Genomic DNA, 23751 nt, shown 5'->3' with positions numbered 1-23751 from the left:
GAGACGGTGAATCATGGGGCGGGGCGCACCAAGGCCCCGCCCCCTTTTCGTCTTTTTCAGGAGGATCCGATGACGGAGACCACCACCTTCCATACCACACAGCCGCACATGCTCAAGGAATCCAAGGTCTACCAGAGCCAGACCCTGATGGGCGGCCTTTCGGGGTTCGAATCGCCCATTGGACTGGACCGGCACGACCGCATGAATGCCTTACGCACGGGCGACATCGGATTTGTTCACTCCTGGGACATCAACACCTCAGTGGACGGGCCGGGTACAAGGATGACCGTCTTCATGAGCGGATGTCCCCTGCGCTGCCAGTACTGTCAGAACCCCGACACCTGGAAGATGCGCGATGGCCAGCCCGTATATCTGCAGGCCATGATCGACAAGGTGGCCCGCTACCAGGACCTCTTCAAGAGCACGGGTGGCGGAATCACCTTCAGCGGTGGCGAGTCCATGATGCAGGCTGCCTTTGTCTCACGTGTCTTCCGAGCTGCCAAGGAGATGGGCGTCCACACCTGCCTGGACACCTCGGGCTTTCTCAATCGCAACTACACCGATGCCATGATTGACGATATTGACCTGTGCCTGCTGGATGTCAAATCCGGCGACGAGGCCACTTACAAGAAGGTGACCGGCGGCACGCTGGCACCCACAATCGAATTCGGCAAGCGTCTGGCTGCCCGTGGCAGTAAGATCTGGGTCCGCTTCGTGCTGGTGCCTGGGTTGACCGACTCCGAGGAGAATGTCGAGAATGTTGCCCGGGTATGTGAACAATTCAAGGACGCCATTGAGCACATTGATGTGCTTCCTTTTCATCAGCTAGGACGGCCCAAGTGGCATGAGCTGCGCATTCCCTACCCGCTGGAAGACGCCAAAGGTCCCTCCGCGGCCCTGAAGGATCGGGTCAAGAAGCAGCTGGAGGCCCACGGCTTCGTGGTCTACTAAGCCACAGAACCCAATTTCGTTCTTGAGCGGGTCCAGGAGCAATCAGATTAATTTTCCTGTCGCTCCCCACGGCGAACACCGTGGGGAGTTTTGTCTGCCTGGGCGAAGGTCAGTCGGCCAAGCAACGAATGACCGACTTCATGAAGAACCGCTCAATCAATTCAGGATTCAGTGAATGACCAGCTCCGTGAATCGATAAATTGTCGACCATGCATGCTTAGTAAGAATTGTCAGTGGGTTGAGGCCATGGACTATGCTTTCAGACGTGTGTTTTCCGGGCCGGTCAGCCCGGTGGCGTGATGAAAGACAAACTATAAAAGAGGTTGAGCGCAGGTGACCACGGATCCTCAGACGCAGCTGCTTTCAGAGCCCGCCCAGGGTGTGCCGTCGGTCATCGATGATATGGCCGGATACCGCCGGGCCTGTCGGATGCTCTCCCGGGGGAGCGGTGCGTTGGCCGCGGATGCTGAACGGGCCTCCGGTTTCCGCTATGGCCACGATGATTACCTGGTGCAGTTCAAGCGCCAGGGGGCGGGGATATTTCTGCTGGATCCACCGGCTCTGACGCAGGCGGGCTGTGACTGGTCTGAATTCAATAAGGCTGTTGATGGGGCCCAATGGATCATTCATGACTCCCCTCAGGATTTACCCGGCTTCTATGCGCTGGGCATGAGGCCCTCATCGCTCTTCGACACCGAGTTGGCGGCCAGGATGCTCAACCTGGGTCATTATGGTCTGTCTGCAGTGACCGCGCACTACCTGGGGCTGACGTTGGCCAAGGAACACTCTGCCGCAGACTGGTCATATCGTCCACTGCCGCGCGATTGGCGCAATTACGCCGCCTTGGACGTGGAACTGTTGAATCAGTTACGAACTCGCGAACTGGAGGACCTGCGCCGTCACGGCAAGGATGAGTGGGCCAGGCAGGAATTCGCTTGGCTGCTGGAGCAGGGCAAAGTTCCCAAGCCGAAGCCCGAGCAGCCCTGGCGGCATATCTCGCACATCAACGCCCTGCACAACGACCGCCGAGGCCTGGCCGTGGCCCGTTCCCTGTGGACCACCCGAAACCGGCTGGCCCAGCGCTACGACATCGCTCCGACGCTCCTCCTGCCCGACAAGGCCATCATTGAGGCCGGCAGGCTCAAGCCGCATAACAACGCCCAATTCCGGGCCATCCGGTCCTTGAACGAGCGGGTCAGGATCCACACTGGCGGCGAGCAGGACCGGATGTTTGAGCGCTATGCCCCCATCCAGCGCCGGGTCAGGCCCTCAGTCTGGAAACAGGCCATTCTGGAAGCGCTGAGTCTGCCCACCGAAAAGCTGCCGGTGTCTCCCAAGCCTCGGTGTGAGGAGACCAACGCCCCCAAGTCCATGCAGGTCTGGCGGCACCGCCATCCCGACCGGTTTGCCAGGCTGGAGGCAGCGCGCAAGGCGGTGACTGAAGTGGGACACCGGACCAACACCCCTGACGAGATTCTGATCAAGCCCCGCTACCTGCGCAACCTCTGCTGGACTGACGAACCGGAACAGCGTGATGTGGCCGACTTCCTGCGTCAGGAGGGCGCCCGCCCCTGGCAGGTTTCGCTCCTGTCAGAGTCCCTGACTCGCGCTATTATGTAACGGTTGCCTTACTGGCAGATCAAACGGTTTGGATGAATTGGAGCGCAGCGTGAAAATCAGCGTCAGAAACCTCGAGCCCACCAAGGTCAGGCTCACCATCACCGTCGATCCCGATGAGCTGAACCCCTACCTGGATCAGGCCCGTAAGGAGATCGGCAAGCAGGTGACCATCCCCGGCTTCCGTAAGGGCCATGTGCCCGGACCCATCATCGATCAGCGCGTGGGCTTTGCCAGCGTGGCGGGCGAGGCCGTCAACGCCGGTGTGCCCGAACTCTACTCCAAGGCTCTGGAGGAGAAGCAGCTGCACGCCATGGCGCAGCCGCAGATTGATGTAAAAGACATTCCCTCCTCGGCCAAGGACGACACCAAGCTCAAGTTCACCGCCGAGGTCGAGATTCGTCCCAAGTTCGAGCTGCCCGAGATTGAGGGCATGGAGATTGAGGTCCCCAAGCCCGCCGTTACCGACGAGGACGTGGACAAGCGGCTGGACAACCTGCGTCAGCGCTTCGGCACCCTGGTCAGCGTGGATCGCCCCGCATCCAAGGGCGACTACGCCAACATCGACCTTGACGCCGTCATCGACGGCGAGTCCGTGGACTCCCAGCAGGGAGTCAGCTACGAGCTGGGCTCCAACACCATGCTGGATGGCCTGGATGAGGCCCTGGACGGGCTGTCCGCCGGAGAAGAGACCACCTTTGAGGGAACTCTGGAGGCCGGCGAGCACCAGGGCGAGAAGGCCCAGATCAAGGTCAAGGTCAACTCGGTCAAGGCCGAGGAGCTGCCCGACCTGGATGACGAGTTCGCCAAGGAGGCCTCGGAGTTCGAGACCCTGGAGGAGCTGCGCGAGGACGTACGCAAGCAGTGCCAGGTGGATGCCGAGGGTCGGCAGGCCACTGATGCCCGCGATGCCTTCATTGCCAAGCTCCAGGAGGGCTTGGACATCCCGGTGCCCAAGGGTATCAAGCAGTCCATGGTGACTGATCAGCTTAAGAACACCGGCAAGGATCCCGACAAGGCCAGCAAGGACGAGAAGACCGAAGCCGAGGAGAGCGTGGAGAAGGAACTGCGCGACCAGATGACCCTGGACGCTCTGGCTGAGAAGCTGGGCATCACGGTCAGCCAGGCCGACGTAACCAACTTCCTGGCCTCCATTGCCCAGCAGTACGGCATGGACCCCAGCGCCTTCATCAACGGCATCGTCCGCAATGGCCAGCTGGGTTCGGCTGTGCAGGAGGTCGGCCGCTCCAAGGGCATGCTGGCCGGCATGCGGGCCGTCACCTTCAAGGATCCCGATGGCCAGGAGGTTGACCTGAGCCGCTTCCTGGGCGAGGATGAGCCCGAGGCCCAGGAGGAGCAGGACGAGAGTGTCCAGGCTGCTTCCGCCGCGGCTGAAGTGGCTGACCAGCTCTCCCAGGATCAGGAGTAGCTTTCAAAGCAAGGGACAGGGCCGCATCCAGGCTGTTTCGCAACTGGGTGCGGCCCTGTCATAGCGGTTGCGCAAAGAGCAGAAAGACCGAGGCCGCGTCGATTGCGGGGGCTACTCTCAATACAGATACGTTTATCGAAGGAGACAGGGTGAACAACTCATTGGCAACCAGTCCCGTGATGGAGGAAGGGGAGGCCCCCACGCCGACCGATCCCATCTTCAACCGACTGCTCAAGGACAGGATCATCTGGCTGGGGGACGAGGTCAAGGACGCCAACGCCAACGTCATCTGCGCACAGATGCTGATGCTGGCGGCCGAGGATCCCAAGAAGGATATCTGGCTCTATATCAACTCGCCTGGCGGTTCCATTACGGCCGGCATGGCCATCTACGACACCATGCAGCTGATCGAGCCCGACGTGGCCACTGTTGCAGTCGGCATGGCGGCTTCAATGGGTCAGTTCCTCCTCTCCAGCGGGGCCAAGGGCAAGCGTTTCGTCACCTCCCACGCGCGGGTGCTCATGCATCAGCCCTCGGGCGGCGTTGGAGGCACGGCCACTGATGTCAGGATCAACGCCGAGCTGATCATGGACATGAAGCGCACACTCTCCCAGTTGACAGCCGAGCAGACCGGCCACACCCTGGAAGAGATCTACCGGGACAACGAATACGATCACTGGTTCACGGCCCAGCAGGCCCTGGAGTACGGCTTCGTCGACCGGATTGTGACCACCCACGGCACTATGACCGCGGATCAAGGGAAGTGAGCACTCCATATGGCATCTGAAGAAGCGCAATTCGTAGCACGGGCCCGTCGACTGGCAGGCCCTCGCGGCCTGGCCGCTGTGCCCACCGACCGCTATGTGCTACCGCAGTTCGAGGAGCGCACCCCATACGGCTACAAGCGCCAGGACCCCTACACCAGGCTCTTCGACGACAGGATCATCTTCATGGGCGTCCAGGTGGATGACACTTCATCGGACGACATCATGGCCCAGCTCCTGGTTCTGGAGAGCCAGGATCCCAACCGCGACGTGATTATCTACATCAACTCGCCGGGGGGATCCATGACGGCCATGACCGCCATCTATGACACCATGCAGTACATCAAGCCCGATGTACAGACTGTCTGCCTGGGCCAGGCCGCCTCGGCCGCTGCAGTTCTCCTGGCGGCCGGCACCAAGGGCAAGCGTCTGATCCTGCCCAACGCCCGTGTACTGATTCACCAGCCGGCCATGGAGCAGGACTTCGGCAAGGCCACCGAGATCGAAATCCAGGCCAAGGAGATGCTGCGCATGCGCACCTGGCTGGAGGAGACCCTGGCCAAGCACACCGGTCAGGATGTGGAGAAGATCCGCAAGGACATCGAGGTGGACACCATTCTGACCGCCCAGCAGGCAAAGGACTACGGGATAGTGGACGAGGTCCTGGAGCACCGCAACTAGCTCCGGTGACTACGCGCATGATTGATCGTCCGGATGGCGGCGGGCCCCTGGGACCCACGGCCTCCGGACGTTTTTGGCATCATGGACGATGCCAGTTAGAATTTGATTTCGGCGATTCTTGCGGATTCTCCGGGAAGGGAGAGCCATGGGCCGTGTGGTCAGCTACAATGACGGACTGAATCGCTGCGAGTTCTGCGGCAAGGATGAGCACCAGGTGCGCCGCCTGGTCAAGGGTCCTTCCTGCGCCATCTGCGACGAATGCATACGTCTATGCGCCCAGATCATTCAGGAGGACATGGCCAAGGACGCTGCCGACCAGCGGGTGACCCTGCCTGCACCCTCAAAGATATTCGCCTATCTGAACCGGTATGTCATCGGCCAGGAGGCCGCCAAGCGCACGCTGTCGGTGGCGGTCTACAACCACTACAAGCGCGTCAACATGGATCTGGGCGACCGTGGGCGTGCTGCAGACACTGCGTTTGAACGCAAGGATGCGGTCCCACGCGTCCAGGTGGACAAGTCCAACATCCTGCTTATGGGCCCCACCGGCGTGGGCAAGACCTACCTGGCGCGGACACTGGCCACCATCATGAACGTTCCCTTCGTCATTGTGGATGCCACCAGCCTGACCGAGGCGGGGTATGTGGGCGAGGACGTGGAATCCGTCCTGCAGGGGCTGCTCCAGGCTGCCGACGGCAACATGGACCTGGCCCAGCGGGGGATTATCTACATTGACGAGATCGACAAGATCGCCAGAAAATCGGGGGAGAACACCTCCATCACACGAGACGTGTCCGGCGAGGGAGTCCAGCAGGCATTGCTCAAGATCATCGAGGGCACCCAGGCCCGCGTGCCGGTACAGGGTTCGCGGCGGCACGGTGATGTCCGCACGGTCGTCATGGACACGTCCAATATCCTCTTCATCTGTGGCGGCGCCTTCGTCGGCCTTGAGGAGATCGTCCGCCGGCGGCTGGGTCTGCGGGAGAGCGGATTCTCGGCTACTCAGGGGTCTGACAGGGTGCCCGACGACCGGGTCATGAGCCAGGTCAGGGCCGAGGACCTGGAACAGTTTGGCCTGCTTCCCGAGTTTGTGGGGCGGCTGCCGGTCATCTCCACCCTGGAGCCGCTGGGTGCCGATGAGTTGCGGAGGGTGTTGACCGAACCGGACAATGCCCTTGTCGACCAGTACCGGCGCATGTTCCTGGATGACGGGGCTGATCTGGTCTTCACGGATGCCGCCCTTGACCGTGTTGCCGCCATCGCCCTGGAGCGCAAGGTCGGCGCCCGAGGGTTGCGGGGAATCATCGAGCACACCCTTGAGGCGACCATGTTCGAGCTGCCGGACAGGACGGATGTCTCCCGTGTTGTGGTGGATGCCGATGCCGTGGACGGGACAGGATCGCCCCGGTATGAGACCGGGCAGGGCATGACGGCAGTTGTTGGTCGTCGTTTGGCCTGACCCCGCCACGATGTGCGCCGCTGTTGGCTGGGCCCGATAGGATGATCATTGATGCCGGAAGGGAGGCCCCATGGGTGCTCGTAGTGCTGTCGTGGTTACGCACAGCCGGGTCCGGGCAAGCGGCCACCTGGTGGATGAGGTCGAGGAGCAGCTGCGCCGGGATGGATTTCGCGTCTCGATTGTCGACAATATTGCCGCCCCGGAATTCGGCAGCCCCAGCCAGAAGGTGGCCGACGACACCGAGATAGTCATCGTTCTGGGTGGCGATGGGACCATTCTGCGTGCTGCAGAGCTGGTCAAGGGCACCCAGGTGCCCATCCTGGGGGTCAACCTGGGTCATGTTGGATTCCTGGCGGAGTTCGAGAGCTTCCAGATAGGGGAGGCCATTCGCAGGGTGGCCGATCATGACTACTCCATCGACGAGCGCATGGTGGCCCATGTGGACCTGTGGATACCCGGGGCCGATCGACCACTGAGCGACTGGGCCCTCAACGACATGACCCTGGAACGATATGATCGGGGCAAGATGATCGAGGTGTCGGTCCGAGTGGACGATGTGGAGATGAGCTCCTTCGGCTGCGACGGCATGATTGTGGCCACCCCGACCGGATCGACGGCCTATGCCTTTTCGGTGGGCGGGCCCATCGTCTGGCCGGATGCGCAGTCGCTGCAGATGGTGCCCATTGCTGCCCATGCCCTTTTTGCCCGATCCCTGATCATCGGTCCAAAGTCGCAATTCACCCTGGATATCCTGAGTGATTCCCAGTCGGCCGGTTGGATTTGCAATGACGGACGCCGTCAGCGGCCAGTGCCCAAGCGCTCCCGCATCGTGGTGCGGCAGTCCCATGACATCCTGCGGCTGGCCAGGCTGTCGGGGGTGCCCTTCACCAGACGGCTTGTCTCCAAGTTCGACCTGCCGGTGGTCGGATGGAGGGAGCAGCACCGTCCTTCGGCGGCTGCGAATGGACAGGACCAGGGGGAGTCGCAGGAGTCGAACAAGGAGCACTGATGCTGGAAGAGCTGGAAGTACGAGACCTGGGTCCCATCCATCATGCCCTCCTGCGGCCTGCTGCTGGCATGACGGCCATCACCGGGGAGACCGGGGCTGGCAAGTCCATGCTGCTCAACGCCATCAGGCTGATCTCGGGATCCGCTGCCCAACCGCAACTGGTGTCGCCTGGAGCACGCGAGTCGTGGGTCCAGGGGATTTTCGATGCCGGAGCGGCAGGAGACGAGAATCCAGTGATTGCTGCCGTAACCGAGGCTGGCCTGCCCTTGGAGGATGAGGGGCAGATCTTCTTGGCTCGAACCATGCCGGTCAAGGGGCGTTCCCGTGCTGCTCTGAACGGCAGGACGGCCCCTCGTGGCCTGTTGGAGGAGGTGGCTGGGATGATGGTCACTGTTCATGGTCAGGCGGATCAGATGCGTATGGCCAGTCCGGCCCGGCAGCGCGAATTTCTGGATGCCTATGCGGGCGACGGCCCGCAGCTGGAGGCTTTTTCCAAGGCCTTCAGGCAGTACCGACAGGCTCAGGACCATCTGGAGGAGCTGCGTAACCAGCAGTCCGGCGCTATGGCCCAAGCTGATTATCTTCGTGAATCCATTGCCCGGATTGACCGCGTTGACCCTCATTCCGGCGAGGATCGTGAACTCAAGGCCCAGCGGGAGCGGATTGAGCATGCTGCCCAGATCAGTCAGGGAGTCATGTCTGCACTGTCCGCCTTGGACTCCGGCCAAATCGACCCTGATGCTGACGCACCATCGGCCACTGCACTGGTCGAACGGGCCATTGCCGCTTTGGAAGGCATCGGTGTGGAGGGGGTCTTTCAGGAGTCGACCCAGCGGCTGCGGTCGCTGAATGCTGATCTGTCTGATCTGGTCTTCACCCTGAGTAGCCAATTGGATGACGAAGGCCAGGAGGGCGATCTGGACAAGATCAACGCCCGCATCCACGATCTGGATGAGCTGACCCGACGCTGGGGACCGGATATCGACGACGTTCTGGCCTGGCGCAAGAAGGCTGCGTTTGAGCTTGAAGACATGGATGCCTCACCCGAGAAGCTGGAGGAGCTCCAAGGACAGGTTGAGCAGCTTCACGGAAGCGCCTTGAAAGCGGCACGGACTCTGTCTGCGTCTCGAGCCAAGGCTGCACGAAGACTGAGCGATCTTGTTGACGGCGAATTGCACTCTCTGGCCATGTCGGGCGCCGGGCTGGAGATCCGCGTCAGGCCACGCCAGGACCAGGAGATGGACGGGCATGGTCTGGACCAAATCGACTTTCTCTTCAGGCCATATCCCGGTTCGGACCTGCTGCCTATGGGTAAGAGCGCCTCGGGCGGCGAACTCAGCAGGCTCATGCTGGCCTTGGAGCTGGTGGCCGCTGAAGGCCGGACCTCATCGGGGCCTGACGGGTCTGGCCATGGACATACTGGTCTCGATTCCCAGGTTGGCGGCCCGACGATGACCTTCATCTTCGACGAGGTGGATGCCGGTGTCGGCGGTCGGGCTGCCGTCGAGCTGGGTCGCCGTCTGGCACGGCTGTCCGTCACCGCCCAGGTGATTGTGGTTACCCACCTGCCACAGGTGGCTTCCTGGGCTGATCGACAGTTCGTCGTGGCCAAAGGCCGTGAAGGTGGCGATGCCGTAGAGACCCTGGTCCGCCAGGTAGATGGAGAAGACAGAGATCGGGAGATCGCCCGGATGCTGGCTGGCAGCGAGTCCACGACCTCCCTGAAGCATGCTCGGGAGCTTCTGGCCTCCAGCAGGCTCCAGGCCCGATAGGTCCGGTTGTCGTCTACGCTTTGTCGTGCCAACGTTCGTCAATTTTTAGTGACTTTGACAAGTCTTGGCGACATTGCCGCCTTTTGCGGCCTTGCCTCTGCGTGTTCGACATCTGTCTTTTTGCCGCTTTTCATTTTGATGCTTTTAACTGTACTCATTTTGCTGTTGGTGGCCATGCGGTACGATGATGTTGGATTTTTCGTTGCGTACACCGTGTCCGTCCTCGGCTTGAGTAATGGGGCGGCAACCGGATTCTGATGGCCGTTTGCCTGAATTTGTGATCGTTCAGAACTTCCGCATTGCAGAGCCGTTTTGATCGAATCTTGAACCAAGTAACAGAAGATCAATGGTGAGTTGTCTTCACGGTCAAACTGTTATAGTGTATACATGAACACCGGAACAGCTCAGCCAGGGTTGTGCCGACAATCAATGAAAGGGGCTTGGATGAAGCTGATCATCTCATCCCTGTCCGGACAGCCGATTTATCGGCAGATCGAGGACCAGATACGTTCGGCCATCCTGACCGGAGATCTGAAAGCGGGGGAGGGACTGCCTTCCCTGCGACATCTCTCACAGGAGCTCAGGGTGTCCGTGCTGACCGTGACCCGCGCCTATACCGAACTCGCTCAAGAGGGCTTGGTGGAGAACATCCAAGGCAAGGGGACCTTCGTGGCTGACAGTGGCGACCAGGTCATGCGGCGGCATCTGGAGGACCGCGTGCAGTCCCTGCTGGGCGAGGCGGTCGATACGGCTCGTCGGGCCGGCATGGAGCCGGACCGTATTCGCGGCCTGCTCGACGGCCTGCTGGGCGACAAGGGTTCTGCACCCGCGTCCGAAGAAGGAAAGGAATAGCAGCATGTGCGCATCACCGGTGATGACAACCTCTGGCGAAGATGTCGACTATGCCTTGCGCGTCAGTGACCTGGGGAAAAGCTACGCCAAGGCCGACGGCACGGGTTTCCGCCTGCACCAGGTCACCATGGACCTGCCCATGGGCTACATCATGGGATTGATAGGCCCCAACGGCGCAGGCAAATCCACCCTGATCCGGCTCTTGCTGAATATGACCCGCCGAGACAGCGGAGAAATCAGCATTCTGAGCCGTGATCCCTTGAGCCAGGAGGAGGAGGTCAAAGCAGACCTGGGCGTGGTCTTCGATTCCATTTATTTCCCGGAGGCATGGAAGGTCAAGGCCGTCGAGCCAGTGATGGCACCCATGTATCCCGCTTGGAACAGTGATCGCTACCACGACTATCTGCGTCGGTTCGGTCTGCAGGAAAACCGTAAAATCGGCAAGCTTTCCCGTGGCATGCAGATGAAGCTGATGCTGGCCGTCGCTCTCAGCCACGATGCAAGGCTCTTGATTCTGGATGAGCCCACCAGTGGTCTGGATGTCCTGGCCAGGGACGAGCTCATGGATATTCTGCTGGACTACATCGGCGACGGCCGTCACTCGGTGCTTTTCTCCACCCATATCACCACGGATCTCGAACGGGTGGCTGACTTCGTTACCTATATCAATCGGGGGTCTGTCTTCTACACCGGCCCCAAGGACGAGTTGATGGAGGCTTTCCAGGTCGTAAGAGGGGGGCCGGACGATCTGGCTGGAGCGCAGATACCATATCTGATGGGCTTGCAGCGCTCCGCCACAGGTTTCGAGGCTCTGGTGCCTGCCGAACACTTGAAGGATTTTCTGGCATCGGCTTCCCCTGCCGCCGTGGAGCCTTCGGAGAACCGCTACCTGGTGGAGTGGGCCGACTTTGACAACATCATCAGACTGACCGCGGGCTCACCTGCCGCGACCGACAGGAATAAGGAGGTGGAGTCATGAAGGCGATAGCCAAGCAGATCAGGTTGGACATGCAACGTTTCTCAGGAGCAGGGAGAACCTGGGTCGGTGTGCTGATTTTCATGTCCGTGCCCCTCATCGGAATCCTGTTGAACCTAGTCATGGCCCTGACAGGCAATGACGGGGAAGATGCACGGACTGCGTTGACGGGGGCAGTAGCCAGCATGGGAATCGGACTGCTTGTAGGCCTGGTATTCGGTATGTTCGTCGATTTCAGCAATACGGCAATTCGCTTGAACGGTCTGCTGCCCATAACACGTGATCACCAGGTATTCGGACGCTATGCTGCTGTAATTCTGCTGGTCCTAGTTCAGTCTTGCGGCTATGCAATATTCTTCTTCTACGCTACTGATTCATTTTTGCATGGTCAGGACCATTGGCGCGACACTGTCTTGTTTGCTTCGGGGTTGTTCCTGTTGGAGTCTTTGCTCTTTGCGGTAGCTACACCCTTGTTTTATTGGCTGGAGCCAGTTAAGGCAATGATAGTCTTCCTGGCGCTTCTTGGTTTGGTGCCAATCATGGCCCTTATCGGCAGTTTGCTGCCCTTGGACTGGGGGACCTTCTGGAATTCAATCATGCGATCTTTGACTTCCGACCTGTGGCGGCCGATGGTCCTCGGGCTGGCCTTGATTCTGGCGGTTGATATGGTTTCGATAGTCATATCTCGCAAGGTCTATGCCAGGAAGGAGATCTGAGCCAATTCGCTCAGGCTTCAGGACTGCATGACCGTGTGGCGGACGTAGTCGGACATGTCCCCTGGATCGATGCAGTCCTGGAAGCGCACAGGTGCGTTTTCCAGGGCGCGCAGAGCCTTGGGGGGCCTGGTGTTGGTAGCCTCGGCCAGGATGTCCATGCAGTCGAAATCACTGTCCGGGGTCTCCAGGCCCAGGGATTGGCAGACCACCCGGGGGAACTTGTAGGGGCTGGCCGTGGACAGCAGCACCCGGGGCACTGCAGGATCCCTGTCGGTCTGCCCGGTCATGACCTGGTATCCGCAGGCCGTGTGCGGATCGATCAGGTATCCCCGGTCCTCCCAGCAGTTGCTGATGGCCGACGCCACCTGGTTCTCGTCGGCCCAACCGCAGGAGAAGAGCCTGCGGATTCTGGTCATAACGGCTTCGGGCACCTGGTAGCGTCCCGTGGACTCCAAGTCGGCCATAAGCGAGGCAATCAACTCGGTGTCGCCGTCGGCCATGTAGTAGAGCATCCGTTCCAGGTTGGAGGAGATCAGGATGTCCATACTGGGGGAGGTAGTGGTGTAGAAGGGGCGGTTGCGGTCATAGATGCCTGTGGTCAGGAAGTCGTTGAGAACCCGGTTGCGGTCCGAGGCCACGGTCAGCCGGGCCACCGGAAGGCCCATCATCTTGGCGTAGTATCCGGCCAGCACATCGCCGAAGTTGCCGGTGGGCACGCAGAACTCGACAGGATCCCCAGGTCTGATCACTCCCCGTTCCATCAGGGAGCCATAGGCCCGGAAGTAGTAGACGACCTGCGGGGCCAGACGGCCCACATTGATGGAGTTGGCCGATGAGAGGACGGTCGAGGCCTTCTCCTCCAGTTCACGAGCCAGGTCGGTGTCGGCGAAGATGGACTTGACTGCGGACTGGGCATCGTCGAAATTGCCCCGAACCGCGCAAACCCGCAGGTTGCTGCCCTCCTGGGTGACCATCTGCAGGCGTTGGATCTGACTGACCTTGCCCTGAGGATAGAAGACGGTGATGCCCGTGCCCGGCGCGTCTGCGAACCCGGCCAGCGCCGCCTTGCCCGTGTCTCCGGAGGTGGCTGTAAGCACCATGATCTGCTCGCCATCGTCCCCGGACAGGGCCATCAGTCTTGGCAGAAGCTGCAGGGCCACGTCCTTGAAGGCCGAAGTGGGCCCGCGGAAGAGCTCCAGTACGAAGTCGTTACCGCCCAGGTCCACCAGAGGGGTGATTGCAGGATCGGACCACTGTTTTCCATATGCTGCATCCAGGCAGGAGTCCAGCTGAGCGGAAGAGTAATCGCTCAGCAGTCCCGAAAGGATCAGTTTGGCTGTGCCCTTGTAGTCCAAACCGGCGACCGAGGCGGGGTCGATGGTTAGAGCGTCCAGTTCATCGTTGACGTAGAGTCCGCCGTCAGGAGCCAGGCCTCGTCTGATGGCCTGCTTGGACTGCAGTTGCTCCTTGCCGCCTCGGGTGCTGTGGTATGTGCTCATGGTTGCCTGCCCCTCCGCCATGTCGCCGAACAGATTATTACCAGGGCATTCTACCCCGTACAGGAGTCCGAACCATGGCTTTGCTCGGCTCGCGGAGGAAACCGTCTATGGACGCCACGGCCTGCCAGGGGTCGGTATGGCGTACAGTATTGCCCACCAGCCCCTGTACCCGAGGCTGTAAGTTAAAGACAAAGGAGCGACCCATGGTCGAAGAGAACCCGGTACAGCAATCCTACGATGTCCTGAACTCTTCGATCTCGCAGGTGGATCCGGAGATAGCTGCACTGCTGGATGGAGAGTTGGAGCGTCAACGCGGTGGTCTGGAGATGATCGCCTCAGAGAACTTCGTGCCCAAGGCCGTTTTACAGGCCCAGGGATCCGTACTGACCAACAAGTATGCCGAGGGCTATCCTGGCAGACGCTACTACGGTGGTTGCGAGTGGGTGGACCAGGTAGAGAACCTGGCCCGGGACCGCGCCAAGGCCCTCTTCGGCGCCGAGTACGCCAATGTCCAGCCTCATTCGGGCGCGCAGGCCAACGCCGCCGTCTATCAGGCCCTGATCAATCCCGGCGACACCGTGTTGGGCCTGGCCCTGGACCACGGCGGCCACCTGACACACGGTATGAAGATCAATTTTTCCGGACGTTTTTACCATGCCGAATCCTACGGGGTCGATCCGAAGACCTTCCGCATCGAGCCCGAGATCATCCGCCAGCGGGCCCTGGAAACCCATCCAGCCCTGATCATCGGCGGATGGAGCGCCTATCCGCGTATTGAGGACTTCGCAGCCATGAAGGAAATCGCCGACGAGGTAGGTGCCAAGTTCTGGGTGGATATGGCCCACTTCGCGGGTATGGTGGCAGCCGGCCTGCATCCCAGCCCGGTGCCCTATGCCGATGTGGTCTCCTCCACGGCCCACAAGACCCTGGGCGGACCCCGCTCCGGGTTCATCCTGGCCCGTCAGGAGTATGCCAAGAAGCTCAACTCCTCGGTCTTCCCCGGTAACCAGGGCGGCCCTCTCATGCATGTGATCGCGGCCAAGGCCGTGGCCTTCAAGCTGGCCGGCACGCCTGAATTCAAGGAACGCATGGAACGCACCCTGGAGGGCGCAAAGATTCTGGCCGAACGCCTGATGGCCAAGGATGTGGCCGACAACGGCATCACCGTGCTCACAGGGGGGACGGACGTTCACCTGGTCATGGTGGATCTGCGCAACAGCGAGATGGACGGCCGTCAAGGGGAGGACCTGCTGGCCAAGATCGGCATCACCGTCAACCGCAATACGGTGCCCTTCGACCCGCGCCCGGCCTCTGTGGCCTCCGGTCTGCGCATCGGGACCTCCGCCCTGGCTACTCGCGGATTCGGCCCGGCCCAGTACGAGGAGGTGGCCGATGTGATTGGCACTGCGCTGGCCCAGGGCCCCCAGGCTGATCTGGATGCCCTCAAGGCCCGGGTGGACCGGCTGGTCGAGGCCTTCCCGCTCTATCCTGAGCTGGATCAGACCCACTGATTGGCCCTTGGAGGAGGGAGGTGCAGCAATGCCCTCCCTCCTCTTGTTATTATTGCCTTCGCTGTGGGTTACAATCGGTACAGAATATGGGTCTGGCGGACCCTTGAGGGCGAAAGGATCTGACGAACATGAGTGAAAGCGAGAACTCCGGTCGCCAGGATGTGTTCGATCGGGTCTGTGCCATGGCCGATGCAGCGGCTGCTGCACAGGCAGGTCTGGCGGGCATGACCGGTCAGGCCAGGAATGCTCTCTTGCTGTCCTTGGCCGATGCGCTGATCGACCAGGCCGAACAGATTGCCGCAGTCAATGAGCAGGACTGCACCCAGGCTTTTGAAGAAGGAATGAGCGCCGGTCTGATCGACCGTCTGCGCTTGGACAAGGTTCGTATCGCGGACGCCGCCCGGGGCGTGCGCATGGTGGCTGGGCTGACCGATCCACTGGGCGAGGTGGTTCGTGGCCATGACATGCCAAACGGCATGCGGCTCAATCAGGTGCGGGTTCCCCTGGGGGTGGTGGCCATGATCTATGAGGCCCGCCCCAATGTCACCATCGATGTGGTGGCCCTCTGCCTCAAGTCCGGCAATGCGGCCCTCCTGCGAGGGGGTCACGCGGCCGAACGCACCAATCGCGCCCTGGTGGAGCTGATAGGCGGGGTGCTTCGTGAGCAGGGGTTGAATCCGGCTCTGGTGGCCTCCGTGGACCGATACGGTCGCGAAGGGGCCCAGGCTCTGATGAAGGCACGGGGTCATATCGACCTGCTGGTGCCCAGGGGTGGCCGAGGGCTGATTCGCAGCGTAATCGAGCAGGCCACCGTGCCCACCATCGAGACCGGGGCTGGCAATGTCCATATTTACGTGGACCGTTCGGTGGATATGGATCAGGCCATTCCCGTCATCGTCAACGCCAAGACCCAGCGGGTGGGTGTCTGCAACGCCGCTGAAAAGCTGATTGTCCACCGGGATGTGGCCGCTGAGTTCCTGCCACGTGTAGCCCAGGCGCTGACCCGGGCCCAGGTCGAGCTGCACCTGGACGCTGTCTCCATGGACATCCTGGCCGGGCATGGTCTTCCTGAAGAACTGCTGGTCCGCGCTGAGGAAGCCGACTGGGACCGTGAGTATCTGGATTTGAAAATGGGGCTGCGCGTGGTGGACTCCCTTGACCAGGCCATCGAGCACATCAACCGTCACTCCACCGGTCATACCGAGGCCATCCTGGCCCGGGACTATGAGGCTGTCGAAGAGTTCTCCCGCCGGGTGGATTCAGCCGTGATCATGGTCAACGCCTCAACGCGATTCACCGATGGAGGCATGTTCGGCATGGGTGCCGAGCTGGGCATCTCCACCCAGAAGCTGCATGCCCGAGGACCCATGGGTCTGCAGGAACTGACCACCACCAAATGGATCGGCTACGGCAGGGGGCAGGTGCGGCCGTGAACGAGAAGATCGAAGAGCTCTTCCAACGCGAGCACGACAATCCGCGTATCTGGCTGAGAGTGGCTTCAGAGCGGCTGAGCCTGCTTCGGTACGTCTTTCTGGTCCAAATCGAGGACGGCATCCCTGATGCAGACCAGCGCTCCTGCCTGGAGTATGCCGATGCAGTCCTGATTGGATGGCCCGACGAGCATGCCGATGATGTGTACGACCTGGACCAGGACCAGCTCAACCAGGTCAGGCATGACATCACCGTCATGGAGGAACGGGTGCCTGTCTTCCGCAAACAGGAGCAGGAGGGGCGCATTGCCGACCTTTCCGATTCATTGATAGCCATCACCGGATGCGTGGCCCAGGTTCGTCAGGCCTACCAGCCAGGCTTTCCCCTGCCCACCTACTCTGAGATCCGCCGTGTGGTCCAGGAGGAGTGGAATGCCGACATGGAACGAATTGATCCCGACCGTGTCAACCCCAGCGCCGAGCAGATGCGCCAGGAGGCGGAATCCGAGAATGAGGAGAACGCCTCGGAAGCCAGACGGGAGGGCGAGCAGGCGTGAACCGGATGATGTCTGAGCTGTCCAAGGAGGGGGAATCTGGACAGGAGCCATCAGATATTGACGGGGCCTGTAGGTCGGTCCACCCTAACCGTCGTCCCCGGGTTGGAATCATGGGCGGTACCTTCGACCCCATCCATAATGGCCACTTGGTGGCTGCCTCGGAGGTGGCCTGGGTCTACGACCTGGATGAGGTCATCTTTGTGCCCACCGGCCGCCCGGCGTTCAAGCTGAACAAGACTGTGACCAATGCTGAGGACCGTTATCTGATGACCGTGATCGCCACGGCCTCCAACCCCAAGTTCACGGTCTCCCGGGTGGACATTGAGCGCCCCGGCATCACCTATACCGTGGATACCCTGCGCGACATCAAGCGGATGCGTCCCGACAGTGACCTTTTCTTCATCACCGGGGCGGACGCCGTGGCCGAGATCATGCGTTGGAAGGATGCCAACCGGATGTGGGATCTGGCCAAGTTCGTGGCCGTCTCCCGACCCGGCTACTCCTCCAGCCTGGACAACCTTCAGGTGCCTGCTCAGCGGGTGGATACCTTGGAGATCCCGGCCCTGTCCATCTCGTCCACGGACGTGCGCCGTCGCTCGGCCCGGGGTATGCCGGTCTGGTACCTGGTCCCGGATGGGGTGGTGCAGTATATCAACAAGCACGGGCTCTACCGTTCGGCTTCCTGAGCTTCGTATACCGTCGGACTCGCCAACACGAACTGCCCTGCTGTGTCAGCGCGCGCCATTATCATGGAGGCTGTCCGCTTCAGCGAAAACAACGTTTGGAGATATGGTGAGCGCGATACTCAAAGGCAGACCAGGAAAAAATCTCATACTTGTCACAGGCCGGACCCATCCCAGACTCGCGGCGGACGTGGCCGATCAACTCGGCATTGACGTCCTGGAGACGACAGCATACGACTTTGCCAACGGTGAGATGTATGTGCGTTATACGGAGTCGGTGCGTGGAGCCGATGTCTTCGTTTTGCAGACCCACTCCGACCCGGTCAACAAGTCCATCATGGAGCAGCTGATCATGATCGATGCCCTCAAGAGGGCATCGGCGCGGTCCATCACCGCTGTCTGCCCACTCCTGGGCTACTCCCGTCAGGACAAGAAGCATCTGGGCCGTGAGCCCATCTCCTGCCGGCTCATGTTCGACCTGCTCAAGGCAGCCGGCGCGGACCGAATCATGTCGGTGGACCTGCACGCCGCCCAGTCCCAGGGCTTCTTCGACGGGCCCGTGGACCACCTGATCGCCATGCCCGTGCTGGTGGACTATGTGCGCGACCGGATGGACCTGTCCAAGGTGGCCGTGGTCTCTCCTGATGCAGGCCGCATCCGGGTGGCCGAGCAGTGGGCCCAGCGCCTGGGAGGCGTGCCCCTGGCCTTCATCCACAAGACCCGTGATATCACCCAGCCCAACAAGGCTGTGGCCCACCGGGTGGTGGGCGACGTGCGCGGCCTGGACTGCGTGCTGGTGGACGACTTGATCGACACTGGTGGCACCATTGCCGAGGCCTGCAACGTGCTGGATGAGGCTGGCGCCAACTCCATCACCATCGTGGCCACCCATGGCGTCATGTCCGGACCTGCCGTGGAACGGCTCAAGTCCTGCCAGGCCAAGGAGGTCATTCTGACCGACACGGTCCCCATTCCCCAGGAGAAGCGCTGGGACGGGCTGACCGTCCTGTCCATCGCGCCCCTGCTGGCCTCGGCCATCAAGGCGGTCTTCGAGGACGGCTCGGTGGCCCGCCTCTTCGACACTTATCCAGCCCATCACGGACAGGGCTTCCTCTTCGCTTAAAGCCTTGCCTATCTGGCATGGCGTGGCGTAATCGTCCGGCTGTGGCATAATGAACCTGGCGGGGCCCTAGGGTTCCGCCTTTCCCCCATGGTGTAAAGGCAGCACACGGGTCTTTGGAACCCTTAGTCTTGGTTCGAATCCAGGTGGGGGAGCTTACGCTCGCCGATTCCGGTCGGAGACGGCCTCCTAGGGGTCGGTGACCAACCGAAAGGAACTGTCTTGGCAGTCAAGAAGATCGAAACCTGGCTCACCGACATGGACGGCGTGCTGGTGCACGAGAACACGGCCCTGCCCGGCGCTGCCGAATTCATCGACACCCTCAAGCGCAACAACCGCCAGTATCTGGTGCTGACCAACAATCCCATCTACACCCCTCGTGACCTTTCGGCCCGCCTTGGGCGTTCGGGCATCGACGTGCCCGAGGATAGGATCTGGACCTCGGCCCTGGCCACCGCCGACTTCGTGTCCCGGACCATGCCGCGGGGATCGGCTTATGTGATCGGCGAGGCCGGGCTGACCACGGCCCTGCACGAGGCCGGGTTCATCCTTTCCGACATCAACCCGGACTATGTGATCCTGGGCGAGACCCGGACGTACTCCTTTGAGTCCATCACCACAGCCATTCGCCTGATTCTTGGTGGGGCCCGCTTCATCTGCACCAATCCTGACGCCACCGGTCCCAGCGAGAACGGCGTCCTGCCGGCGGCTGGCGCGGTGGCGGCCCTGGTGACCAAGGCAACCAACCGTGAGCCCTACTTTGTGGGCAAGCCCAACCCGATCATGTTCCGCACGGCCCTGAACAGGGTGGGTGGCCACTCCGAGACCACAGCCATGATTGGCGACCGGATGGATACCGATGTGGTGGCTGGAGTCGAGGCTGGTCTGAATACCTTCCTGGTGCTGACCGGCATCACTACACGATCCGAGGTGGAGACCTTCCCCTACCGCCCTGACCAGGTGGTGGACTCCATTCAGGATCTGATCGACATCGCCGAGAGCGGGGTGGTGGAGTTTTGAGCGGGGTGCAGACGCTGACCGCTGGCATCATCCTGGCCGCAGGCGAGGGTGTCCGCATGCGCTCGGCCCATCCCAAGGTTCTGCACACCCTGGCCGGAAAGACCTTTCTGCAGAGGGTCATGACCTCGGTGACTGCTCTGAATCCCGAGCTGACGGCAGTGGTGGTTCATCATCAGGCCGACCTGGTGGCGCAGGCTGCACGGTCCTACGATCCCCAGGTGCGCATCGTGCGCCAGGACAGCCGACCAGGCACGGGGCGTGCGGTCCAGTGCGCCGTGGACCAGCTGGATGGCGAGCTCCAGCACGACGGCCAGGTGCTGATCGTCGCCTCGGACATGCCCCTGCTGGACGCGGACACGCTGCATAGCCTGCTCGACTACCATGTCAGCTCCGGTGACGGAGCCACGGTACTGACGGTCAATCTGGATGATCCCACCGGATACGGCCGCATCATTCGCGACCAGGATGGACGGGTCCTGCGCATCGTCGAACAGCGGGATGCCACCGGCACTGAACTGGCCGTCAAGGAGGTCAACACCTCCGTTTACGTGTTTGAGGCTGACCTGCTGCGACAGGCGGTCCGCGGCCTGGACGACAGCAATGCCCAGGGAGAGTTCTATCTGACCGATGCCTTGGAGACGGCCCGCCGCCTGGGTCGGGTCGGGGCCTTCGCCGCTCCTGATCCGCTCAAAGTCGAAGGCGTCAACGATCGGATTCAGCTGGCTGATCTGGCCAAGGCCCATAACCTGCAGGTCTGCCGAGAGTTCATGCGCCAAGGGGTCACCATTCTGGATCCGTCCACCACCTGGATCGAGGACGACGTGGTCATCCAGCAGGATGCCGTCATTCTGCCCGGTTGCTTCCTGCAGGGTCATACCGAGATTGCCTCGGACGCGGTCGTCGGTCCCTATACCACCCTGATTGACGCCATCGTCGAGCCGCAGGCCAAGGTGGAGCGTTCCCATGTGCAGGAGACCCGGATCGGAGCCCGGGCCAACATCGGTCCCTGGACCTATCTGCGGGCTGGCAACGTCCTTGCCGAGGACACCAAGGCCGGGGCCTTCGTGGAGATGAAGAAGGCCACCATCGACCACGGGACCAAGGTTCCCCACCTGTCCTATGTGGGGGATGCTCATATAGGCCACGACAGCAACGTGGGAGGCGGATCCATCACGGCCAACTACGACGGTGTGCACAAGAACCGCACCGAGATCGGGTCGGAAGTGCATGTGGGCGCAGGGAACCTCTTCGTAGCTCCCGTCCAGGTGGGCGACGGGGTCACGACCGGGGCCGGATCGGTCATCCGCCATCCGGTCGAGGACGGAGCCATGGTCTATTCCACCAATGACCAGCATCAGGTTCCGGACTGGAAGCCCGCCTGGGAGCGGTAACCATGACAGCATCTTCTTCGCAACAAGGAAAGGCGTGACAAGTGCCAGCATTGCAGGAATCCATCGACGCGGTCCGGGTGGCCGCTCGGGCAGCCAACGATGTCAAAGCCATGGACATCGTGGCCTTCGATGTCTCCCAGCCCATCGCCATCACCGACATCTTCATGGTGGCCACCGGCAGCAACGAACGACAGGTCCTGGCCATCGCCGAGGAGGTGGAGAAGCAGCTGCATCTGCAAAAGAATCTGGATCCACGATCGCGGGAGGGCATCCAGGAGGCTCAGTGGGTTCTGCTGGACTACGGTGACTTCGTCATCCACATCATGCACAAGCAGGCCCGGGCCTACTACGACCTGGAACGGCTCTGGAAGGACTGCCCCCAGGTGGATGTGCAGTTGGAGCACCCCTTCACCCTTGCCGATGACGACCCGGATGACCAGGTGGCCTCCAAGGCGGATGATCTGAATGGGGATGATCTGCGTAGCCGTTTCGCTGACCCTCAGGACAACCATGACTGATTCGGATACCGCCGCTGAAAATGGACGGCATGTGCGCTCCTTGACCGTGGTCCGTCATGGGCAGACCGCATACAATGCAGGGCACAGGATGCAGGGCCAGATCGACATTCCCCTCAACAGCGTAGGCCGCTGGCAAGTGGAGAGGACCGCCGAGGAGCTGCGGGCCGAGTATGTGGATGGCGTCCCCCAAGACCGTCATCTGCTGGTGATCTCCTCTGACCTGGGCCGTGCTGCCGCCACCGCCCACGCCTTCGCCGACCCCTTGGGCCAGACGGTCCATCTCGATCCTGGGCTGCGCGAACGCGGCTTCGGCGAGTGGGAGGGAGCCAGCGCCGATGAGGTTCGTCAACGCTGGCCCGAGGATTACGAATCCTGGTCCCGGGGTGCCGGGGGAGAGCTGCTCCACGGTGCCGAGACCAAGGCTCAAGTCGGCAAACGAGGCCTGGAAACCCTGAACCGATGGATCCACCGGGCTGGTCCGGACACGGACCTCATGGTCTTCTCACATGGGTCTTTCATTGCCGAGGCCCTTCAGGCTCTGCTGGGCATGGCCAGTGCGTACCCCGAATACCTGGGTCTGGTCACCATGCGGAACGCCCATTGGGCCCGATTGATGCCACGAGACCTGCCAGGCGGTGGTCTGCGCTGGTCCATGATCGACTACAATCGTGGTCCGGCCATCGCCATGCGGGGGGATTGGGACAATCCCCGAGGGCTGGTCCAGACCGACTGAGGTCCTAGGCGGTCGGCCGACCATCACACTATCGCCATGACCACCAGCTACCATAAGAGCGCAGCCACCAGCCGTTGGATCAAAAGGGGTCGGAGTGAAGCAGTTCTTTCATGACATTTCCTGGGCGCAAATCATCGCCGGCGCTCTTGCAGCCATGACCTCCTTCTGGCTGGCCGCCAAGATCGGCGTGGCAGGATCCATCATCGGCGTAGCCATCGGTTCGATCGTCTCCGCCGTGGCCTCGCAGATCTACAAGAATGTTCTGGAAGCCTCCGGCCAGAAGCTGCAGGAGTCCGTGGTCGGCAGTGCTGACCAGGATGATGATGACTCCAAAACAGGATCGAATGACGATTCGGATGCCGATGGACAGACCACCATGTTGCCGGCCCAGGGCAAGGGTCGTTCTGACGATTACAGCGATGCTGCCGACGGATCAACCCAGGTCATGGCCCCTGTAGATGGTTCCACCCAAGTCATGCCTCCTGTCGGTGACGAAAAGTCGGCAGCCACGACCGGTAGGACCATTTCATCCAGCAATGGTCCAAGAACCCATGCGGCCTCCATTACGGCAACCAGCAGGAAAAAGCTGGATCAGCGCCACCGCAACGTCATCATCGTCTCCGTGGTGAGCGCCCTGGTGGCCGTACTGCTTTCCGCCTTGGCCATCAATGCCCTGACCAAAGGCGAAGGCACCGACAAGGTGGTTCGCAACGTCGTCAGCCCACCGGCCAGCCAGGTGGTAACCCCCAGCCAGGAGGAGGAGACTCCCTCAAAGCCCGCGCAGCGCACAGAGGAGCCTGAGAACCAGCCGACCCCGGGTGCCCCTCAGAGCCAGCCGTCCGGAACAAAACAGAACCAAGGCACCGAACAAGGGTCAGGACAGGTGCAGCAGCAGGGAGGGAAACCCACGAGCTCACCTTCGCCGTCTGCTGATGCGACCGGATCCACGCCCAGTCCCTCAAACACGGCTTCTACGCCGCAGTCGTCACCGACGAGCACGACAAATTCCTCGCCTCTTAACTGACCTGCCGTTCGGCGCGGCACACGCATCCCACCATGTAAT

General features: G+C 61.4%; 23 protein-coding genes and 1 tRNA gene. 22 read left to right on the top strand and 2 right to left on the bottom strand.

What is annotated here, in order from left to right:
• Positions 1-69 precede the first annotated feature (69 nt).
• The 8 genes from pflA (at position 70) to ACUIAF_RS02905 (ending at position 9682) form a co-directional block, all read left to right on the top strand.
• On the top strand, positions 70-951 hold the full coding sequence (pflA, locus tag ACUIAF_RS02940; RefSeq protein ID WP_015021700.1) for a pyruvate formate-lyase-activating protein: 882 nt from the start codon (positions 70-72) through the stop codon (positions 949-951).
• Positions 952-1284: 333 nt separating this feature from the next.
• Entirely contained in the window at positions 1285-2571 is a 1287-nt protein-coding gene (locus ACUIAF_RS02935; RefSeq protein ID WP_445338962.1) for an HRDC domain-containing protein, read from the top strand.
• A gap of 49 nt (positions 2572-2620) precedes the next feature.
• Complete coding sequence (tig, locus tag ACUIAF_RS02930; protein ID WP_110417063.1) at positions 2621-3997, top strand: trigger factor; 1377 nt, start codon at positions 2621-2623, stop codon at positions 3995-3997.
• Positions 3998-4176: 179 nt separating this feature from the next.
• Positions 4177-4764 (top strand): ATP-dependent Clp protease proteolytic subunit, encoded by a 588-nt coding sequence (locus ACUIAF_RS02925; protein WP_029678947.1) that lies wholly within the window; start codon positions 4177-4179, stop codon positions 4762-4764.
• Between the two features lie 9 nt (positions 4765-4773).
• Entirely contained in the window at positions 4774-5442 is a 669-nt protein-coding gene (locus tag ACUIAF_RS02920; protein ID WP_445338961.1) for an ATP-dependent Clp protease proteolytic subunit, read from the top strand.
• Positions 5443-5587: 145 nt separating this feature from the next.
• Positions 5588-6901, top strand: coding sequence for an ATP-dependent Clp protease ATP-binding subunit ClpX (clpX, locus tag ACUIAF_RS02915; protein ID WP_445338960.1), 1314 nt, complete (start codon positions 5588-5590; stop codon positions 6899-6901).
• Positions 6902-6971: 70 nt separating this feature from the next.
• Positions 6972-7910, top strand: coding sequence for an NAD kinase (locus ACUIAF_RS02910; protein ID WP_110417065.1), 939 nt, complete (start codon positions 6972-6974; stop codon positions 7908-7910).
• Positions 7910-9682 carry a DNA repair protein RecN gene (locus ACUIAF_RS02905; RefSeq protein ID WP_445338959.1) on the top strand — a complete coding sequence of 591 codons (1773 nt, stop codon included), beginning with the start codon at positions 7910-7912 and terminating at the stop codon, positions 9680-9682. The genes ACUIAF_RS02910 and ACUIAF_RS02905 overlap by 1 nt, the downstream gene beginning before the upstream one ends.
• A 38-nt stretch (positions 9683-9720) precedes the next feature.
• Here the strand turns inward: ACUIAF_RS02905 and ACUIAF_RS02900 are convergent, their stop codons facing one another.
• Positions 9721-9858 (bottom strand): hypothetical protein, encoded by a 138-nt coding sequence (locus tag ACUIAF_RS02900; protein WP_181415576.1) that lies wholly within the window; start codon positions 9856-9858, stop codon positions 9721-9723.
• A 268-nt stretch (positions 9859-10126) separates the two neighbouring features.
• On the opposite strand from ACUIAF_RS02900, the gene ACUIAF_RS02895 reads away from it, so the two are divergent.
• The 3 genes from ACUIAF_RS02895 to ACUIAF_RS02885 are packed head-to-tail and all read left to right on the top strand — an operon-like array spanning position 10127 to position 12226.
• Positions 10127-10534, top strand: a complete 408-nt coding sequence (locus ACUIAF_RS02895; protein WP_045924206.1) for a GntR family transcriptional regulator — start codon at positions 10127-10129, stop codon at positions 10532-10534.
• Positions 10535-10556: 22 nt separating this feature from the next.
• The gene (locus tag ACUIAF_RS02890; RefSeq protein ID WP_445339148.1) at positions 10557-11513 is read left to right on the top strand and encodes an ABC transporter ATP-binding protein; all 957 of its coding nucleotides are present in this window, start codon (positions 10557-10559) and stop codon (positions 11511-11513) included.
• Entirely contained in the window at positions 11510-12226 is a 717-nt protein-coding gene (locus ACUIAF_RS02885) for an ABC-2 transporter permease (protein WP_045935290.1), read from the top strand. The genes ACUIAF_RS02890 and ACUIAF_RS02885 overlap by 4 nt, the downstream gene beginning before the upstream one ends.
• 17 nt (positions 12227-12243) lie before the next feature.
• Here ACUIAF_RS02885 and thrC read toward each other — a convergent pair whose 3' ends face one another.
• Positions 12244-13725 (bottom strand): threonine synthase, encoded by a 1482-nt coding sequence (gene thrC / locus ACUIAF_RS02880; protein WP_046323737.1) that lies wholly within the window; start codon positions 13723-13725, stop codon positions 12244-12246.
• Between the two features lie 203 nt (positions 13726-13928).
• Between thrC and glyA the strand changes: the two genes are divergently transcribed.
• The 11 genes from glyA to ACUIAF_RS02825 all read left to right on the top strand — a co-directional run bounded on the left by glyA (position 13929) and on the right by ACUIAF_RS02825 (position 23712).
• Positions 13929-15236, top strand: coding sequence for a serine hydroxymethyltransferase (gene glyA, locus ACUIAF_RS02875; RefSeq protein ID WP_445338958.1), 1308 nt, complete (start codon positions 13929-13931; stop codon positions 15234-15236).
• Positions 15237-15355: 119 nt separating this feature from the next.
• Complete coding sequence (locus ACUIAF_RS02870; protein ID WP_445339147.1) at positions 15356-16669, top strand: glutamate-5-semialdehyde dehydrogenase; 1314 nt, start codon at positions 15356-15358, stop codon at positions 16667-16669.
• Positions 16666-17223, top strand: a complete 558-nt coding sequence (locus ACUIAF_RS02865; protein ID WP_015021714.1) for a hypothetical protein — start codon at positions 16666-16668, stop codon at positions 17221-17223. Before ACUIAF_RS02870 ends, ACUIAF_RS02865 begins: the two co-directional genes overlap by 4 nt.
• A 5-nt stretch (positions 17224-17228) precedes the next feature.
• Positions 17229-17909, top strand: coding sequence for a nicotinate-nucleotide adenylyltransferase (nadD, locus tag ACUIAF_RS02860; protein ID WP_015021715.1), 681 nt, complete (start codon positions 17229-17231; stop codon positions 17907-17909).
• Positions 17910-18012: 103 nt separating this feature from the next.
• Positions 18013-19029 (top strand): ribose-phosphate diphosphokinase, encoded by a 1017-nt coding sequence (locus tag ACUIAF_RS02855; protein WP_029676331.1) that lies wholly within the window; start codon positions 18013-18015, stop codon positions 19027-19029.
• An 81-nt stretch (positions 19030-19110) separates the two neighbouring features.
• A tRNA-Gln gene (locus ACUIAF_RS02850) sits at positions 19111-19181 on the top strand.
• Positions 19182-19248: 67 nt separating this feature from the next.
• Complete coding sequence (locus ACUIAF_RS02845; RefSeq protein WP_015021717.1) at positions 19249-20046, top strand: HAD-IIA family hydrolase; 798 nt, start codon at positions 19249-19251, stop codon at positions 20044-20046.
• A gap of 56 nt (positions 20047-20102) precedes the next feature.
• Positions 20103-21437: a bifunctional UDP-N-acetylglucosamine diphosphorylase/glucosamine-1-phosphate N-acetyltransferase GlmU gene (glmU, locus tag ACUIAF_RS02840; protein ID WP_232347212.1), complete on the top strand. Its 1335-nt coding sequence runs from the start codon at positions 20103-20105 to the stop codon at positions 21435-21437.
• A gap of 41 nt (positions 21438-21478) precedes the next feature.
• The gene (gene rsfS, locus ACUIAF_RS02835) at positions 21479-21955 is read left to right on the top strand and encodes a ribosome silencing factor (protein WP_110417073.1); all 477 of its coding nucleotides are present in this window, start codon (positions 21479-21481) and stop codon (positions 21953-21955) included.
• Entirely contained in the window at positions 21948-22688 is a 741-nt protein-coding gene (locus ACUIAF_RS02830; RefSeq protein ID WP_445338957.1) for a histidine phosphatase family protein, read from the top strand. The genes rsfS and ACUIAF_RS02830 overlap by 8 nt, the downstream gene beginning before the upstream one ends.
• Before the next feature lie 94 nt (positions 22689-22782).
• Positions 22783-23712, top strand: a complete 930-nt coding sequence (locus ACUIAF_RS02825) for a hypothetical protein (RefSeq protein ID WP_445338956.1) — start codon at positions 22783-22785, stop codon at positions 23710-23712.
• Positions 23713-23751 lie beyond the last annotated feature (39 nt).

The organism is Bifidobacterium sp. ESL0822, assembly GCF_052606675.1.
This window is presented reverse-complemented; position numbering and strand designations above follow the sequence as displayed.